The 17,438-nt window shown below is 64.4% G+C and carries 16 protein-coding genes and 1 tRNA gene; 10 read left to right on the top strand and 7 right to left on the bottom strand.

Going from position 1 to position 17,438, the window contains the following annotated elements; genetic code table 11:
* Positions 1–252: 252 nt before the first annotated feature.
* Positions 253–328: transfer RNA gene (locus tag FJ951_RS00425), tRNA-Ala, on the bottom strand.
* 173 nt (positions 329–501) lie between these two features.
* Positions 502–891, bottom strand: a complete 390-nt coding sequence (locus tag FJ951_RS00420) for a TIGR02300 family protein (RefSeq protein ID WP_140497238.1) — start codon at positions 889–891, stop codon at positions 502–504.
* Positions 892–1,098: 207 nt separating this feature from the next.
* Here FJ951_RS00420 and aroA point away from each other — a divergent pair, with 207 nt between their 5' ends.
* The 3 genes from aroA to rpsA all read left to right on the top strand — a co-directional run bounded on the left by aroA (position 1,099) and on the right by rpsA (position 5,272).
* On the top strand, positions 1,099–2,457 hold the full coding sequence (gene aroA, locus FJ951_RS00415) for a 3-phosphoshikimate 1-carboxyvinyltransferase (RefSeq protein ID WP_140512883.1): 1,359 nt from the start codon (positions 1,099–1,101) through the stop codon (positions 2,455–2,457).
* A 263-nt stretch (positions 2,458–2,720) separates the two neighbouring features.
* A complete protein-coding gene (cmk, locus tag FJ951_RS00405) occupies positions 2,721–3,371 on the top strand; it encodes a (d)CMP kinase (RefSeq protein ID WP_140512881.1) in 651 nt (216 codons plus the stop codon).
* Positions 3,372–3,574: 203 nt separating this feature from the next.
* The gene (gene rpsA, locus FJ951_RS00400; RefSeq protein ID WP_140497246.1) at positions 3,575–5,272 is read left to right on the top strand and encodes a 30S ribosomal protein S1; all 1,698 of its coding nucleotides are present in this window, start codon (positions 3,575–3,577) and stop codon (positions 5,270–5,272) included.
* Between the two features lie 111 nt (positions 5,273–5,383).
* Here rpsA and FJ951_RS00395 read toward each other — a convergent pair whose 3' ends face one another.
* The 4 genes from FJ951_RS00395 to FJ951_RS00380 all read right to left on the bottom strand — a co-directional run bounded on the left by FJ951_RS00395 (position 5,384) and on the right by FJ951_RS00380 (position 9,396).
* Complete coding sequence (locus FJ951_RS00395; protein WP_140512879.1) at positions 5,384–6,091, bottom strand: SDR family NAD(P)-dependent oxidoreductase; 708 nt, start codon at positions 6,089–6,091, stop codon at positions 5,384–5,386.
* Between the two features lie 211 nt (positions 6,092–6,302).
* Positions 6,303–7,883, bottom strand: coding sequence for a 5-guanidino-2-oxopentanoate decarboxylase (locus FJ951_RS00390; RefSeq protein WP_140512877.1), 1,581 nt, complete (start codon positions 7,881–7,883; stop codon positions 6,303–6,305).
* Positions 7,883–8,554, bottom strand: a complete 672-nt coding sequence (locus FJ951_RS00385) for a TetR family transcriptional regulator C-terminal domain-containing protein (protein ID WP_140497252.1) — start codon at positions 8,552–8,554, stop codon at positions 7,883–7,885. Before FJ951_RS00385 ends, FJ951_RS00390 begins: the two co-directional genes overlap by 1 nt.
* A complete protein-coding gene (locus FJ951_RS00380; RefSeq protein ID WP_140497254.1) occupies positions 8,524–9,396 on the bottom strand; it encodes a dimethylarginine dimethylaminohydrolase family protein in 873 nt (290 codons plus the stop codon). The genes FJ951_RS00385 and FJ951_RS00380 overlap by 31 nt, the downstream gene beginning before the upstream one ends.
* Positions 9,397–9,607: 211 nt before the next feature.
* On the opposite strand from FJ951_RS00380, the gene FJ951_RS00375 reads away from it, so the two are divergent.
* The 7 genes from FJ951_RS00375 to FJ951_RS00345 all read left to right on the top strand — a co-directional run bounded on the left by FJ951_RS00375 (position 9,608) and on the right by FJ951_RS00345 (position 15,915).
* Positions 9,608–10,423 (top strand): ABC transporter ATP-binding protein, encoded by an 816-nt coding sequence (locus FJ951_RS00375; RefSeq protein ID WP_140497256.1) that lies wholly within the window; start codon positions 9,608–9,610, stop codon positions 10,421–10,423.
* Positions 10,424–10,476: 53 nt separating this feature from the next.
* A complete protein-coding gene (locus FJ951_RS00370) occupies positions 10,477–11,277 on the top strand; it encodes a transporter substrate-binding domain-containing protein (RefSeq protein ID WP_140512875.1) in 801 nt (266 codons plus the stop codon).
* 287 nt (positions 11,278–11,564) lie between these two features.
* The gene (locus FJ951_RS00365; protein ID WP_140512873.1) at positions 11,565–12,230 is read left to right on the top strand and encodes an ABC transporter permease; all 666 of its coding nucleotides are present in this window, start codon (positions 11,565–11,567) and stop codon (positions 12,228–12,230) included.
* Positions 12,230–13,039 (top strand): ABC transporter permease, encoded by an 810-nt coding sequence (locus tag FJ951_RS00360; protein ID WP_140512871.1) that lies wholly within the window; start codon positions 12,230–12,232, stop codon positions 13,037–13,039. Before FJ951_RS00365 ends, FJ951_RS00360 begins: the two co-directional genes overlap by 1 nt.
* A 96-nt stretch (positions 13,040–13,135) precedes the next feature.
* On the top strand, positions 13,136–14,137 hold the full coding sequence (locus FJ951_RS00355; RefSeq protein ID WP_140497264.1) for an Ldh family oxidoreductase: 1,002 nt from the start codon (positions 13,136–13,138) through the stop codon (positions 14,135–14,137).
* Positions 14,138–14,375: 238 nt separating this feature from the next.
* On the top strand, positions 14,376–14,657 hold the full coding sequence (locus tag FJ951_RS00350) for a hypothetical protein (protein ID WP_140512869.1): 282 nt from the start codon (positions 14,376–14,378) through the stop codon (positions 14,655–14,657).
* Positions 14,658–14,901: 244 nt separating this feature from the next.
* Complete coding sequence (locus FJ951_RS00345) at positions 14,902–15,915, top strand: complex I NDUFA9 subunit family protein (protein ID WP_140512867.1); 1,014 nt, start codon at positions 14,902–14,904, stop codon at positions 15,913–15,915.
* On the opposite strand, the gene FJ951_RS00340 is transcribed toward FJ951_RS00345, so the two are convergent.
* Positions 15,899–17,269: a cytochrome P450 gene (locus FJ951_RS00340; protein WP_140512865.1), complete on the bottom strand. Its 1,371-nt coding sequence runs from the start codon at positions 17,267–17,269 to the stop codon at positions 15,899–15,901. The two genes, FJ951_RS00345 and FJ951_RS00340, sit on opposite strands and share 17 nt — an antisense overlap.
* Positions 17,270–17,438 lie beyond the last annotated feature (169 nt).

Here is a 17,438-nt window from a genome sequence, read left to right as displayed (position 1 = left end):
TAGTCAATGGCCGCATATTGCGTAAGCACCGGCGCGCCCGACGGCAGTGAAATCGGCAGCCGGCACCGCGCTGCGCCGCCGGCTCATCCTCACTTGCCAATCTATTCGGCGATGACGCTGCCCCTGGAGCGGGCGGCCAGAACGAAATCGACCCCGTCGACCACTTGAGCGGCGCGCATCAGCCTACCGCGCGCAGCGATGTCCGACGCTAAATCCGGTTTCTAAAACCTGAAAATTGGAAAAGAGACTGTTTGGTGGAGCCAATCGGAATCGAACCGACGACCTCTTGAATGCCATTCAAGCGCTCTCCCAACTGAGCTATGGCCCCACTTCCGGCAGTCAACCGGCGCCGTTTCCGGCGAAGAGATCCGGCGCGGGTTGGAGACCGCGCCGTTAGTGCAGGCGGCTTCTAACCCCGCCCTTCGTCAATATCAAGCCTTCATCAGCGGCTTTTTCTTCACAAGCTGCGAAAGCCGGCAAACGCTTGCGTTCCCGGCCTTGTCAGACCTCGTCGTCGTCGTCGCCGACGCCGATCATGTCGGCGACATCGTCGTCCTCTTCCTCTTCGTCGGCGAGGAACGTATCGTCCTCGTCGTCGCCCAGGTCGACATCATCCTCGTCGTCGCCGAGATCGGGCAGATCGTCGCCCTTGACGTCTTCGTCAGCCTCTTCGAGCGAGACGACTTCTACGCCCTCCTCGTCCTCGGCGTCCACTTCCTTCTCGGCCACTTCCTCTTCCTCCTCGAGGGCGGCGATCTTGCCTTCCTCGAAATAGGAACGCGGATAGGTCTTGCCGGTGTAGGGCGAGACGATCGGGTCCTTGTTCAGGTCGTAGAATTTTCGACCCGTTTCAGGGTCGATACGCTTTGTGCCAAGTTCGGTTTTTGCCACGGCAAGCCTCGTCGATAAAAGAGTGGTCCCCTTAACCACTGTTTGCAGCGCTGTCAAAGCCAAAAGCCGGCGTCACAAAACCATGCGTTGAAAGGCCTAGCGTCAAGCGTCGACCATGGGGGATGACCATTTCGGCCCACCGTGATACGAGACCGCCGCAACAAATGAAAAGCGCCGGCCCGCCGGCATTCCGTCCAGGGAAATTCCATGTCTCACGCCGCCGCTTCCAAGCCGGCCACCGCCCGTAAATGTCAAGCGCTTTCCGGTACGGCGCGCGTGCCGGGCGACAAGTCGATCTCGCACCGCTCCTTCATGTTCGGCGGGCTCGCCTCCGGCGAGACCCGCATCACCGGCCTGCTCGAAGGCGAGGACGTCATGCGCACCGGCGCCGCCATGAAGGCGATGGGCGCGCATATCGAGAAGCGCGGCGACGTATGGGTGATCCGCGGCACCGGCAACGGCGCGCTGCTGCAGCCGGAAGGGCCGCTCGACTTCGGCAATGCCGGTACCGGCTCGCGGCTGACCATGGGGCTGGTCGGCACCTATGACATGGAAACGACCTTCATCGGCGATGCTTCCTTGTCAGGCCGGCCGATGGGCCGCGTGCTGGAGCCGCTGCGCCAGATGGGCGTGCAGGTGCTGAAGGCAACGCCCGGCGACCGCATGCCGATCACGCTGCATGGGCCAAAGCATGCCGCCCCGATCACCTATCGCGTGCCGATGGCCTCCGCGCAGGTGAAATCGGCGGTGCTTCTCGCCGGCCTCAACACGCCCGGCATCACCACCGTCATCGAGCCTGTCATGACGCGCGACCACACCGAAAAGATGCTGAAAGGCTTTGGCGCCAATTTGTCGGTCGAGACCGACGAGCGCGGCGTGCGCCATATCTTCATCGAGGGCCAGGGCAAGCTCACCGGCCAGACGATCGCCGTGCCGGGCGACCCATCCTCGGCCGGCTTCCCGCTGGTGGCCGCGCTGATCGTGCCGGGTTCCGAGATCGTGATCGAAAACGTGCTGATGAACCCGACCCGCACCGGGTTGCTTTTGACTTTGCAGGAGATGGGCGGGCAGATCGAGATCTTGAACCCGCGTAACGCCGGCGGTGAGGATGTCGCGGACCTGCGCGTGCGTTACTCCGAACTCAAGGGCGTCACCGTGCCGGCCGAACGGGCGCCGTCGATGATCGACGAATATCCGGTGCTGGCGGTTGCCGCCAGCTTCGCCGAGGGCGAGACGCTGATGCAGGGGCTGGAGGAACTCAGGGTAAAGGAATCCGACCGGCTGTCGGCGGTAGCCAATGGGCTCAAGCTCAACGGCGTCGACTGCACAGAGGGTGAGGCATCGCTCGCGGTGCGCGGAAAGCCCGGCGGCAAGGGGCTCGGCGGCCACCCCAATGGCCCGGACACGACCGTGCAGACGCATCTCGACCACCGCATCGCCATGAGCTTCCTGATCATGGGGCTGGCGACCGAGAAGCCGGTGACCATCGACGACGCCAACATGATCGCGACAAGTTTCCCGGAGTTCATGAGCCTGATGACGGGGCTTGGGGCGGAGATCGGGTGAGAGTTGATGGGTTGGGGCCAAACTGAAATGCCGGCAGGACAGCGCCCCCCTCTGTCCTGCCGGACATCTCCCCCACGAGGGGGGAGATCAGCCGTCACAGCGGCCTTCGCAAATCGCCCGCGTTGCAGAAGTGAGCGAGGCGTCGGAACTGCCAATCTCCCCCCTTGTGGGGGAGATGTCCGGCAGGACAGAGGGGGGCGCGACGGATCGCAAGCTCTCTCCGGACCGCTACGCTGTTCGGTTTCAGGTATGCTGGCCTGCCAATGACACACGTCTTCACCATCGCCATCGACGGTCCGGCCGGAGCCGGCAAGGGCACCCTCGCCCGGCGTCTGGCCGATCACTACCGACTGAACCTGCTCGACACCGGCCTCACCTACCGTGCCGTCGCCCATGCCTTGCTGCGGCTTGGCTTGCCGCTCGACAATGTCTCGGCGGCCGAGACGGCCGCGCGCCAAGTCGACCTGGCGAAGCTCGACCGGGCCGTCTTGTCGGCGCATGCGGTTGGCGAAGCGGCCTCGAAGGTCGCGGTGTTTCCAACGGTGCGGCGCATCCTGGTGGAGAAACAGCGCGAGTTTGCCAAATCCCCTCCGGGTGCCGTGCTCGACGGTCGCGACATCGGCACCGTGGTGTGCCCCGATGCCGACATCAAACTCTATGTGACCGCGAGCGCCGAGGTGCGGGCAAGGCGCCGGCTGGCGGAGATCGAGAGCATCGGCGGCACGGCTGATTTCACCGAAATCCTCGCCGATATCCGGCGCCGCGACGAGCGTGACATGGGCCGCGCCGACTCGCCCTTGAAGCCTGCCCCCGACGCGCACTTGCTTGATACCAGCGAAATGGCTATAGAAGCCGCGTTTCTCGCGGCCAGAACTGTCATCGACGACGTGCTGTCCAAGGGAAACAAGGCCTGATCCGGGTTTTCCCTCGAGTTTCCGTTGCTGGAGGCAAAGGAAATACCCATATCGGGCACGAACCAGCCTGCCAGCATTCTTCATGCGCCGGACTTGCCGCCTTAAGCGGCCAAGGGCTCTTTGCCCGGAACGCCGGCAGGCCAACGCAACGCTAACCCACGGCGCACGCCCCGCTAAAGATGCGGGGTATTCCAGGAGAAACAATGTCTGTAGCAAATCCCTCTCGCGACGATTTCGCGAGCATGCTCGAAGAATCATTCACCGCCGGCCATTCCGGCGAGGGCCAGGTTGTCCGGGGCACGATCACCGCGATCGAAAAGGACATGGCCATCATCGACGTCGGCCTCAAGGTCGAAGGCCGCGTGCCGCTGAAGGAATTCGGCGCCAAGGGCAAGGAATCCACCCTCAAGGTCGGCGACACGGTCGAAGTCTATGTCGAGCGCATCGAGAACGCGCTTGGCGAAGCCATGCTGTCGCGCGAGAAGGCTCGCCGCGAAGAGAGCTGGGTGCGTCTCGAAGAGAAGTTCACCAAGGGTGAGCGCGTCGAAGGCGTCATCTTCAACCAGGTCAAGGGCGGCTTCACCGTCGACCTCGACGGCGCCGTGGCGTTCCTGCCGCGCAGCCAGGTCGACATCCGCCCGATCCGCGACGTGTCGCCGCTGATGCACAACCCGCAGCCTTTCGAGATCCTCAAGATGGATCGCCGCCGCGGCAACATCGTGGTGTCGCGCCGCACCGTGCTCGAGGAGAGCCGCGCCGAACAGCGTTCGGAAATCGTGCAGAACCTCGAAGAAGGCCAGGTGGTCGAAGGCGTGGTCAAGAACATCACCGATTACGGTGCGTTCGTCGACCTCGGCGGCATCGACGGCCTGCTGCATGTCACCGACATGGCATGGCGCCGCGTCAACCATCCGACCGAGATCCTCAACATCGGCCAGACGGTCAAGGTGCAGATCATCCGCATCAACCAGGAAACGCACCGTATCTCGCTCGGCATGAAGCAGCTCGAGAGCGATCCGTGGTCGGAGATCGGCACCAAGTTCCCGATCGGCAAGAAGATCAAAGGCACCGTCACCAACATCACCGACTACGGCGCGTTCGTCGAGCTGGAGCCGGGCATCGAAGGCCTTATCCACGTTTCGGAAATGTCGTGGACCAAGAAGAACGTGCATCCCGGCAAGATCCTGTCGACGACGCAGGAAGTCGATGTCGTGGTGCTCGAAGTCGATCCGGCCAAGCGCCGCATCTCGCTCGGTCTCAAGCAGACGCTGGAGAACCCGTGGGAGGCTTTCGCTCGCAGCCATCCGGTCGGCAGCCAGGTCGAGGGCGAGGTCAAGAACAAGACCGAGTTCGGCCTGTTCATCGGCCTGGAAGGCGACGTGGACGGCATGGTGCACCTTTCCGACCTCGACTGGACCCGTCCGGGCGAGCAGGTGATCGAGGAGTACAATCGCGGCGACATGGTCAAGGCGCAGGTGCTCGACGTCGACATCGAGAAGGAGCGCATCTCGCTCGGCATCAAGCAGCTGGCCCGCGACACGGTTGGCGAAGCGGCGACTTCAGGCGAGCTGCGCAAGAACGCCGTCGTCACCTGTGAGGTCATCGGCGTCAAGGATGGCGGTCTGGAAGTGCGGCTGGTGGAAAGCGGCATCGAGACCTTCATCAAGCGCTCCGACCTTTCCCGTGACCGCGACGAGCAGCGCCCCGAGCGCTTCACCGTCGGCCAGAAGGTCGACGCCCGCGTCATCGCCTTCGACAAGAAGACCCGCAAGCTGCAGGTCTCGATCAAGGCGCTGGAAATCGCCGAGGAGAAGGAAGCGGTCGCCCAGTACGGCTCGACCGACTCCGGCGCCTCGCTGGGCGACATCCTGGGCGCCGCGCTGAAGAAGCAGGGCAGCTAATCGCCCTTTCGCACAGGCCCGAAACAAAACCCCGCCGGAGCGATCCGGCGGGGTTCTTCTTTGTCGGAAACTCGGACGCAGCCCGAGGATCGTCGAAGTCAACTATGCGCGTTATGCGCGACCGTAGAGCGGCACCAGCGTGCCGCTCATCGCCTGGTTGGCGGGCGAGGCAAGGTAGGCGATGGCCTCGGCCGCCGCTTCGAGGCTGACCCATTTGCTGAAATCGGCATCCGGCATGTCGGCACGGTTGGCCGGCGTGTCGAGCGTCGAGGGGGCCACCGCATTGACCAGGATGCCCTGGTGCTTCAGCTCTTCCGCCATGGCCACCGTCATCGCCGCGACCGCTGCTTTGGAGGCGGCATAGGCGACCATGCCCGAGCCGCGGCGCGGATCAAGCCCGGCGCGTGCCGTGACATTGACGACGCGGCCGGCGGTGCCCGCCGCCAGCATGGAGCGCACCGCCGCACGGCTGCACAGGAACGCGGTGCGGGCATTGGTGTCCATCATCTCGGCAAAGGAGGCGGATTCGATCTTCTCCACCGGCGCCATGGCAAAGCCGCCTGCCAGATGGATCGATCCCCACAAGGCGGGAACCTGGGCATAGAAGGCTTCGACCTTGGCGGAGTCGGAGAGGTCGACATTGTGCGCCAGCCTGACGTTCTCGTGCGTGGTGAAAGGGAAATGCGAAGGTGCCGCGGCATGGGCGTTCGGCACATGGCAGACCGCGCCCTCGCCCAGCAGCTTGCCGACGACCGCGCCGCCGAGCGCACCGGTTCCACCGGTCACAACGATATGCCTGCCCTGAAGTGTTTCCGTCATCCTGGACCGCTCCTGTCTTTTTTTGATTATGTCGCTTGTTTCGCCGCGCCGACGCGAAGCGTCGCGCCTTTCGTGCGATCACTCAATTGATATCTCGACATGGCAGCCGTCGCGTCTTTGCATGTGTCGGGCAGCGGCGATTGTTGCCGCGCAAAAGCCAAGCCGGCGAATGACCACGATGCAGGTAGGAAAATCGACGCCGCGTGAAGCTTCACTCGACCGTGATTTCGATGACGCGCGGCAACCCCGTTGCCCGGGCGCGCTTCAGCGCGAGTGGTAAGGCGCCGGTATCGGCGATCCGTTCGGCGCCGATGCCATAGGCCTCGGCCAGTTTGCAGAAATCCGGCGGTGCCGGGGACACGCCGACGGGTTCCACGCCGACGTCGAGCATCGAAGTCTCGATCTCGCGATAGCCCCTGTTATTCCAGACGACGAAGATAACGGGTGCCGCGGCATCGAGCGCCGCGCCGAGCTCGGGTAAGGTGAACTGGAAGCCACCGTCGCCGGTGAGGCAGACGATCGGCGCGTCGGGCATGGCGAGCGCCGCGCCCACCGCCGCCGGCGGGCCGTAGCCCAGCGCGCCGAAGCCGGTGGCGGCGTTGAACCAGCCGCCCGGCCGGTCGTGATCGTAATAGAGGTTGGCCGCGTAGACGGGCTGGGTGGAGTCGCCGACGATGATCGCGCCCGGCAGGGCGTCGCGGATGGCTTCCACCGCATGGACCTGCGCCGCATGGACGGGGGTCAGTTCGGCGCGAGCCGCCTTTCGCGCCGCCGCGGCGCGGTTCTTCCCGTCCTGCCTGCCCGCGTCGACCGAGCCGAGCGCGGCAAGCAAGGCTTCGATCGCCTCGGCGCAATCGGCCTGGATGGCCACCGTCGCCGGACGGCGCGCCAGCTGATCGGCGCCGATGTCGATGCGGATCAGATTGGCCGGCAGGACAAATCCGCCATCGCCATAGCCGTCATAATCGGTTGGGCCGAACTCGGTGCCGGCGGCAATGACCAGATCGGCCTCGCCCATCAGCGCGCGGATGGCTTTCAGGCTGGGACTGGCCGGTACGCAGAGCGGATGGCGGTGGAGCAGGCCGCGCGCATTGGTCGTCTCGACGACCGGCGCGCCCAGCCTTTCGGCCAGGCGCCGCAGCGCATCCTCGGCGCGCTTGGCGCCGCCGCCGGCCAGGATGAGCGGGTGCCGAGCCGCCGCACAAAGGCTGGCCGCCGCGGCGATGGCCGTCGCCCCGGCAGCCGGTGGCGCGGCATTGCTCAGCACCGCCGCGATCCCATCGGCAGGCTTGACCATGACGTCGGTCGGAATCTCGATATGCACCGGGCCCGGCCGCGACGAGGAAAACAGCGCGAAGGCACGGGCGAGCGCGCTGGGCAGTTCGCCGGCCTCGGTGATGCGTTGCGAAAACAGCGCCACCTTTTCCATCATGCCGCGCTGGTCCGGCAGCTCGTGCAGGAAGCCCAGGCCCTTGCCAAGCGTCGGCGTGGCGTTGACGCCCGAGATTACCAGCATCGGCACCGAATCGGCGCGCGCCTGTGCCATGGCGGTGATGGTGTTGGTCAGCCCCGGGCCGGTGATGACGAAGGCGACGCCCGGCCGGCCGCCGGCGCGCGCATAGCCGTCGGCCATGAAGCCCGCGCCCTGCTCGTGGCGCGGCGTGACATGGCGGATCCCCGAACGCGCCAACCCGCGATAAAGCTCGACCGTGTGGACGCCGGGAATACCGAACACGGTGTCGACGCCATGCGCCTCGAGCAGTGAAATCAACGCTTCGCCAATGGTGGTCACTAGTGTTCTCCCCTTTCCGGCTCGAGGCCGAGCTCGGCTTCGACAGCCTTGATCCCAATCGCCGCCAATTCGCCGGGCGAGAACATCTCGCCGGCCAGGCAGCCTTCGATCCAGAGTCCGTCGATGATCGCGTTGATCGCGATGGCATGGTGGCGCAACTGGCTTGCGTCCGGCTTGCACTGTTCGGCGGCGAGCACTTCGGCCACAACCGCCTCCACCTCGTTGCGAAAGCCGAGATAGCCTTCGCGGTGGGCACGGGCCAGGGTCGGATCCGCACCGGCGCGGCCGATGAAGGTTGCCCAGAGCGAAAAAACCCGCGCGTCGATGATCGGCGCGTTGAGGTTGGCGGTGACGAAAGCCGCAAGGCGTTGCCGCGGCGAGGCATCTTCCATGACCAATGCTGCTTTCGCCTGCTCGGTCATGCGGCCGACCAGTGCCGTATAGGCCTCCTGCAGCAGTTCTTCCTTGCCGGGGAAATAGTGCCGGATCAGCCCCGCGGTGACGCCGGCACGCAATGCGATGGTGCGCAAGGTGGCGCCCTGCAGCCCATGTTCGGCCACGCTGTCCAGAGTCGCCTCGATCAGATCCTGCCGCCGCCGCTCCTCGCCCTCGCGACGAAACTTGCGGCGGGATGGCGCATTCATTGGCGCAGGATCGGCCGCGTCAGGCATGTCGGCCCACCTTCGCAGGCGATGCAGAGCGCATCCGCCTCGAAGACTTCAACCATGCAGCCCGCGGCCTCCATCGCGGCCTTGGTCTTGGGAAAGCCTGCAACGGCAATGACCTTGAGCGGGCTAGTCGGCAGTACGTTAAGGCTGAGGCCGTTGGAAGCAGCGAACTCCTCGGCATCGCCTTCGACCAGCCGGATGCCGCGTGCCTTCAGCATTTGATAGAACGGGGCCGGCAAAAGCGGCGAATAAACCAGCGCGAGGTCGTCGGCCAACGGGCTGATCACCGACATCAGGTGCAGGCACGCTTCTTCGCCCTGCCACAGCGGCAGATCAAAGCCGTAGACGGAAACGCCCAGCGGCGTCAGCAGGTTGGAAACCTGCTGGATGCCTTCCTGGTTGGAGCGGACACCGCGCCCGATCGCCAGCGTGCGGGCGTCCACCCAGACACAATCACCGCCTTCGACCTGACCAGGAGCCTCGACGCGGCCGAGGATCGGAATGCCCAGCCTTGTGTAGGTTTCCTCATGCAGCGAGGGCTCCCTGGCGCGTAGTGGCTTACCCATGGACAGGATCAGCGCGCCGCGACCGGTCATCAGCGATGGGTCGTGCGTGAACACCGAATCCGAAAGTCCGTCGGCCTTGTCTTCGACCCATTCGATTTCAGCGCCGGAAGCCGCTACCAACTCAGCAAGGGCCGCGTGCTGCGAGGCAGCTTTCGCCGGATTGAACCCCGGGCCATAGTGCCAGGCAGATCTGTCGGCGTCGCGCATGGCGTTGGCCGCCGACCGCATCAGCACGCGCCGCAGCGTCGCCGCCATGGACTGTGATCCGAAAGCGCTCATCGGTGCCCTTTTTAGCTGAAAAAAATCGAGAAAATTTCATGAAAGGCTATTTATACACTTGCACAACAAGGCCGCAAGTGCCGTAATGAGCGGGATTGACGGGCTCGCGCAGTTGGGTCCATGCTGAAGTCTGGAGCGGGGCAGTACAGCGTATGTTGATTAGCCGGGTAGACGTTCGACGAGCTGCCAATGACTACACGGAGGTCACCTGTTGAGCACGGCGGGAGTTGCCGCAGCCCCATCCGGTGAGGCGCAAAATGGCGCCGCCGAAGCCATCCACGTCGAGAACCTGCACAAGAAATTCGGTGAGCTGCACGTGCTGAAGGGCGTCTCGCTGTCGGCGCGCGACGGCGAGGTCATCGCCATCATCGGCGGTTCGGGCTCAGGCAAATCGACGCTGTTGCGCTGCATCAACTGCCTGGAGAATCCGACCAGCGGCATCATTCGCGTCAATGGCGAGGAGATCAAGCTGAAGGCGGACAGCCACGGCCATACCGTGCCGGCCGACCGCAGGCAGATCGAACGCATCCGCTCCAAGCTCGGCATGGTGTTCCAGAATTTCAATCTGTGGAGCCACATGACGCTGATCGAGAACGTCATCGAGGTTCCCGTGCATGTGCTGGGCGTCAAGCGCGACGCGGCGATCGCCCAGGCCGAAAAACTGCTCGTCCGCGTCGGCCTCGCCGAAAAGCGGGATGTCTATCCGGCCTACCTGTCGGGCGGCCAGCAGCAGCGCGCCGCGATCGCTCGCGCATTGGCGATCAATCCGCGCGTCATGCTGTTCGACGAACCGACCTCGGCGCTCGACCCCGAACTGGTCGGCGAGGTGCTTAGAGTGATCGGCGATCTGGCGCGCGAAGGCCGCACCATGGTGCTGGTCACCCACGAGATGAAGTTCGCGCGCGAGGTCGCGACGCATGTCGTCTATCTCTACAATGGACTGGTCGAGGAGGAAGGCCCGCCGGAGCAGATCTTCGGCGCGCCCAGATCCGAAAGGCTCAAGCAATTCATTCGCAACATCGGCTAGCAAACCGAGGGCGGAAGAAAACCGGGAACCAACAACAAACTGGGAGTCGTGAAATGAAGACTGTTCTGAAGACGTTCGCCGCAGCGCTGCTGCTCGGCGTCGCCGCCATGGGCGTAGCCAAGGCCGATCCGGTCAAGATCGGCATCGCCGCCGAGCCGTATCCGCCGTTCACCTCGCCGGATGCTTCGGGCAAATGGGTCGGCTGGGAGATCGAGTTCATCGACGCCGTCTGCGCCGAGGAGAAGCTCGACTGCGTCATCACGCCCGTCGCCTGGGATGGCATCATCCCGGCGCTGACCACCAAGAAGATCGACCTCATCGTCTCTTCGATGTCGATCACCGACGAACGCAAGAAGACGATCGACTTCTCGGATAAGTACTACAACACGCCGACGGCGATCATCGGACCGAAGGACCAGAAATTCGGCTCCGCGCCGGACGATCTCAAGGGCAAGATCCTGGGCGTCCAGGTATCGACCGTGCATGCCGTCTACGCCAAGAAGCATTTCGGCGCCACGGCATCCGAGATCAAGGAGTACCAGACGCAGGACGAGGCCAACAACGACCTTGCCGCCGGGCGCCTCGATGCGGTGCAGGCCGATTCCATCGCGCTTGGCGAGTTCCTCAAGACCGACCAGGGCAAAGCCTGCTGCGACCTGAAGGGCATGGTGGCTCCGGATGACGAAGTGCTCGGACCGGGCGTCGGCGCCGGCGTGCGCAAGGAAGACACCGAGCTGAAGGAAAAGATCAACGCCGGCATCAAGGCGATCCGCGCCAATGGCAAGTATGACGAGATCTCGAAGAAATACTTCGATTTCGACATATATGGCGGCAGCGGCGCGCAGTCGAACTGACGTGGCGATGCCACGTAGCCGGACTGACGTAGCATCGCCACGCAGTCGGACTGACGTAGCATCGCCACGCAGTCGGACTGACGACCTTCGCATGGGCTGGAAGACAAGGCGCTGACGCCAAGTCCTCCAACCCGACCTTTCCCACGCACCCTTGCCGCCGGCGGCTTGCGCCGGCGGATTGAGCCAGCAATCCGGGGGCGAAGCTGATCGATTCATTTCTTCCGGCCTCTGCGGCCGGCATCATCGAACTCCTGTCGCCCGCGCCCGTCGGCTGGGGCGGGACGCTCATGCTTGGGCTGCTGCATTCGCTTGAGATCGCCGTCGGCGCCACGATCGTCGGACTGTTGATCGGAACCGGCGGTGCCTATGGCAAGCTTTATGGCGGCCCCGTGGTGCGCGACCTGCTGGCGGTCTACACGACCATCGTGCGCGCGGTACCGGAACTGGTGCTGATCCTGCTCCTCTACTACGCCGGTACCGACCTGATAAACCAGATGCTGACCGCCATGGGCTATCAACGCATCGACATCAGCGGGCTGGTGGCCGGCATCGCGGTGCTCGGTTTCGTCCAAGGCGCCTACTCGACCGAGGTCATACGCGGCGCCATCCTTGCCGTCCCACAAGGCCAGATCGAGGCCGCCCGCGCTTACGGCATGTCTCCCGGCCTTCTCTTGCGGCGCATCACGTTGCCGGCAATGCTGCCCTTCGCCATTCCAGGTCTCGCCAATCTGTGGCTGATCGCCACCAAGGATACGGCGCTGCTGGCCGTGGTCGGCTTCTTCGAATTGACGTTGGCGACGCGGCAGGCGGCGGGCGTCACCAAGGCCTATCTGATATTCTATCTCGCGGCCGGCATGCTCTATCTGGCCGTGACGCTGTTTTCGAACCTCATTCTTGGTCGCGTCGAGAAATGGGCGCGGCGCGGCATGCCTTCGATCAAGGAAGCACACTGATGGCGAGCGAAGCGGCCATCATCAACAGCGCGGCTCGCGCCTCGCTCTGGCTGCAACCGCATCGCATCGTGCTGATCCTGATTGCGCTGGGGCTGGTGCTGTCCGCTGCGTTCTTCATGCGCTGGGACTGGCTGCCGCAATATTACGGCCTGGCCCTGCTCGGCATCTGGCGCGCGCTGTGGATCCTGGCCGTCACCTGTCTGTTGGGCTTCCTGATCGCCGTGCCGGTCGGATTGGCACAGGCTGGCGGCCCGATCTGGTTCGCGGCGCCGGCGAAGATCTTCTGCACCATCATCAGGGGAACGCCGCTGCTGTTACAGCTGTGGCTGCTTTACTACGGGCTGGGTTCGTTGTTTCCGCAATATCCGTGGATCCGGGAATCCTGGATGTGGCCCTATCTCAGGCAGGCATGGCCTTACGCCGTCCTGGCGCTGACGCTCTCGTTCGCGGGTTACGAGGGCGAAGTGATGCGCGGCGCCTTTGCCGGCGTGCCGAAGGGGCAGCTCGAAGCCGCACGTGCGTTCGGCATGAGCCGCTGGAAGATCTTCCGGCGTATCTGGCTGCCGCAGGCCTTCTACCGGGCGCTGCCGACGCTGACGGGGGAAACCGTGCTGCAGTTGAAATCGACGCCGCTGGTGGCTACCATCAGCGTCATCGACATCTTCGCCGTTTCGTCGAAAGTCAGACAGGACACTTACCTCACCTATGAGCCCTTGCTGCTGCTTGCCTTGATCTATATGGCGATCACCGGCATTCTGGTCTTCGCCTTCGGCAGGATCGAGGCGCGGATTCCGAACAAGATCGGCTAGGGACCTAGTGAGTAGGGGTTAGTGAGTAGGAAGTGGCTAGTCGCCACCACCCATTGCTGACTACTCACTACTCACCACTCACTAAAGGCAGTCGCCATGCAACTCAGTCTCGAACAGGCAACCGGGCTGTGCCGCATGGCGGCGCTGGGTGCGGGCGCCAACGAGGAAGCGGCGCAATCGCTCACCGCCTCGATCATATCGGCCGAGGCGGAAGGACTCTCGACCGTCGGGCTGTCGCATTTCATCGACTATCTCGAAGCGCTGGAGGCCGGCCGCATCGACGGCAATGCCGAGCCGGTGATCACCCGGCCGGCGCTAGCAGTCTATCTTTCCGATGCGCAAGGCGGGCTGGCGCATACCGGCTTCGACCGCACGCTCGACGAGCTCGCCAAGGCGGCAAGACTGTTCGGCGTCGCCATCTTTTCGCAGAAGAATGCCTATACATGCGGCGCCCTCGGCTACTTTACCGGAAGGCTGGCAGCGCAGGGGCTAGTCTCCTTCGCCGCCACCAACGGTCCCGCCGTGCTTGCCGGTTCGGGCTCGGTCAAGCCGGTCTATTGCACCAACCCGATGTCCTTCGCCGCACCCGCCGCCGACGGTCCGCCGCTGGTCATCGACCAGTCGTCGAGCGCCACCGCCTTCGTCAATATCCGCAAGGCGGCCGAGGACGGCAAGAAGATCCCCGAAGGCTGGGCGCTCGATGCCAGCGGCAATCCCACTACAGATCCGGCCGCAGCCATGAAGGGGGCCATGCTCGCCTTCGGTGGCCAGCGCGGCGCCAACATCGCGCTGATGGTCGAGGTGCTGGCGGCGGGTCTGTCGGGGGCAAACTGGTCGCTCGATGCGCCCTGGTTCACCGGCGGCCCGGACAATCCCGGCACCGGCCTGTTCGTGCTGGCCGTCGAGCCCAAGCTGCTCGATCCGGATTTCGAGCAGCGGATGAAGGATCAGCTCGACCGGCTGCGCCGGCGCTACGGCGTGCACATACCGGGCCGCTCCCGGGCCGAGGCGGCGGAGAAGGCCGCGGCACGGGGCATCAAGGTCTCCAAGGCCGTGGTGCAGCGCATTTCCGAATTCGCCGAGCGCTATTCGGCCTGAACTAAATTCTTCTTTTCAGCTCATCAGCTGCCGGCGCCTGCCCGCGGCATGGCCATGCGTGTTTTTTTCGCGCGCGGTCTGAACCTTTTCGAGCGTCGGGGCGACCAATGCCTGTCCAGGGCAGGATGAGCTTGCCCGATTCAGACCGGGGGAACAGCAAGTCACATCGAAACCTGCTCCACGCCAAGGCATGCCCTTCGCGTCCCGGAAAGCCCAACCTCAATGAAAGGATACCACCATGACCAGCACCAAGACAACCATTCTGACCGCAGTCCTTCTCCTCGGCTCGTTCATGGGCGCGACCCAGGCGGCCAACCTGAAGGCCGCGCCGGTCAAGCCGTCCAGTCCAGGCGTCATTGCCGCGCCGGGCGGCGGCGCTACCGAGGACCACTATTGCAAGAACGGTCACGCGAAATTCGCCAGTTGCAGCGCCGATTTCATCGCGGCCTGCAAGAAGGTCGGTGGCACCATGTCGGATGTCCAGGGCTGGGGTGGGCGTACTTGCTTCACGCCCTCCTGATACCGTCTCAGGTCAGGCCGCTCCGTCGGCCCCTGGCTTCGCATGGATGTCATCCGGAAAACCCCGCCTCGGCGGGGTTTTCTGCGTCAGGCAAGGCGTTCTGAAGCGCATTTGTCCTGATGCAATTCCCAAGCTGTTTTTCCTGGGAAAGCCGCTTCACAGCGACGACGCGTCACCCTTTGCGTTTGACGCGAAACGGATTATGAAACGGCTTCAGCCAAGCTTTCGAGCGCCGGAGCCAGCCATGACCGAAATCCTGCAGACCCCCAAGCTCGTCGTCATTTTCGGCGGGTCGGGCTTTGTCGGCCGCCACGTGGTGCGGGCCTTGGCCAAGCGCGGCTATCGCATCAGGGTCGCCTGCCGCCGGCCCGATCTCGCCGGCCATTTGCAGCCGCTCGGCAATGTCGGCCAGATCCAGCCCGTGCAGGCCAATGTGCGCGTGCGCTGGTCGGTCGATCGCGCCGTGCAGGGCGCCGATCATGTCGTCAACCTGGTTGCCGTGCTGCATGAGAGCGGGCGGCAGAAATTCACGGCCGTGCACGAATTCGGCGCTCGCGCCGTGGCCGAAGCGGCACGCGCAGCGGGCGCCGGCCTGACCCATATTTCGGCCCTGGGCGCCGACCTGGAAGCCGCATCCAACTATGCACGCACCAAGGCGCTTGGTGAAAAGGCCGTTCTGGAGACGATCAAGGACGCCGTGATCCTGCGGCCGTCGATCAATTTCGGACCGGAAGATAGTTTCTTCAACCGCTTCGCCAACATGGCGCGTTATTCGCCGGCACTGCCGCTGATCGGCGGCGGCCACACCAAGTTCCAGCTGGTCTATGTCGGCGACGTCGCCGAAGCGGTGGCGCGCTCGGTCGATGGCAAGGTCAAGGGCGGTCAGATCTACGAGCTTGGCGGCCCGCAGGTGCTTACTTTCAAGGAAAGCATGCAGGAAATGCTCGCGGTGATCGAGCGCAAGCGCCTACTGGTTCCGGTGCCGTGGTGGGTGGCGAACCTGCAGGCGTCGATCCTGGGCCTCTTGCCCAACCCGCTGCTGACCAAGGACCAGGTGCTGCAATTGCGCGAGCATAATGTCGTGTCGGAGGAGGCCGCCAAAGCCAACCGCACGCTCGCCGGCCTCGGCATCCAGCCGCATGCGCTCGGGACGATCCTGCCAAGCTATCTCTGGCGTTTTCGCGCGGCCGGCCAGTTCCAGCGCAAAACCGGCGGTCTGAACATAGGCCGACGGCGGGCGATTACAGGCGCGAAGTGATCCGCATGGGCAGCCCGCCTTGCGGCTGGGTGGTCAGCTTCTGGACTGGCCACGGCCTGGTTTGCGCGATGGAATCGAAGCGGAAACGCGACAGCAGGACGGCGAGCGCGATGATCGCTTCCTGCATGGCGAAGCTGGCGCCGATGCAGACGCGCGGCCCGGCGCCGAACGGCAGATACTGAAAGCGGTCGATCTTTTCGCGGTTGCCCGGATGGAACCGCTCCGGCATGAACGCGTCCGGCCTGTCCCACAGCTTCCTGTGACGGTGGACGACCCAAGGCATGACCAGCACGGCCGCGCGCCCCGGGATGTGGAGATCCCTCCAGTTCTCCGGCTCGATCGGCTCGCGGTTGATCGACGGCGCCGGCGGATAGAGCCTGAGCGCCTCGTCGAAGGCGGCGCGGGTGAGCGGCATGGCGTCCAGCCATCTGGTCGGATCGGGCTCGCGCGCCAGCACGGCATCGATCTCGCGCTCGATCTTTTCCCGCTCCCATGGCGCCTCGGCCAGGCAATAGAGCGTCCAGCCCAAGGCTCGCGCCGTGGTCTCATGGCCGGCACCGATGAAGGTGATGATGTTGTCCTCGACTTCCGAGCGTGTCAGCCCGTCCGGCCCCTCGGCCTTGAGCAGGAGGGTCAGGAAATCCTGCGGCACGGCATCGGCATCGCGCCTGAGTCTCTGTTCGCGTATCTTGACCGTATTGCTGACGATCTTGCGGAAATAGGCCATGGTCTTGCGGCCGCGGATGCGGGTAAGCCGCGGCAGCCATTCGGGCGCGCGCAGCAGGTCTAGCGGATCGACGCGGCCCATGGTCTCGAACAGCCGGTCGATCTCCTTGGCGAAACTGCCCGGCTCCCCCGCGATTTCCCCGGAGAACAGCGTCTCGGCCAGGATGTCGTAGGTCAGCAGCGTCATGTCGTGGGCAATGTCGGAGATGCCGCCATCCTCGTAGCGGGAGGCGAATTCAAGCGTGCGCTTGAGCATCGGTCCCGCGAAACCAAAGATGTGACGCGGCGTGAACACCGGCGCCATCGCCTTGCGCGAACGCTTCCAGACCTCGCCTTCGGCCGTCAGCAAGCCGTCGCGCAGGATCGGCCGCAGGATGAGCTGGCGCACCGTCGCCATCTTGTAGTTCCTGGCATTGTCGACCAGGACATGGCGAATGAGCCCCGGGTCATTGGCGATGACCAGCGGTCCACCGACGCCGTTCACCGAGATCCAGGGCTCGTTGTAGGTCGGCTCTCCCCACAGCTCGAGCGGGTTGCGGTAGACGATGCGCATCATCTCCAGCGTCGAGGGCGGCGATGTGCGCGGCCTCGGCGCCGGCGGAACGAAGGGGGCGGGCTGAGTGTCCATGGCTGCTCCGCTGGCAAGCGCGTCGCGCTAGTCCTTGCCTCCGTTCGATGTAGTGACTGACGCACGGCGCGTCCATGTGGCCTGACGATAAAAGCCCGTGCCCCCGAAGGGACGGAGCGATGCTCCCATCATCTGATTGTGACCGCTCGCCAAACGGCGCGGTCTTGTC

Origin of the sequence: Mesorhizobium sp. B2-2-3 (assembly GCF_006442405.1) — a bacterium.
Taxonomy (GTDB): Bacteria; Pseudomonadota; Alphaproteobacteria; order Rhizobiales; family Rhizobiaceae; genus Mesorhizobium.
This window is presented reverse-complemented; position numbering and strand designations above follow the sequence as displayed.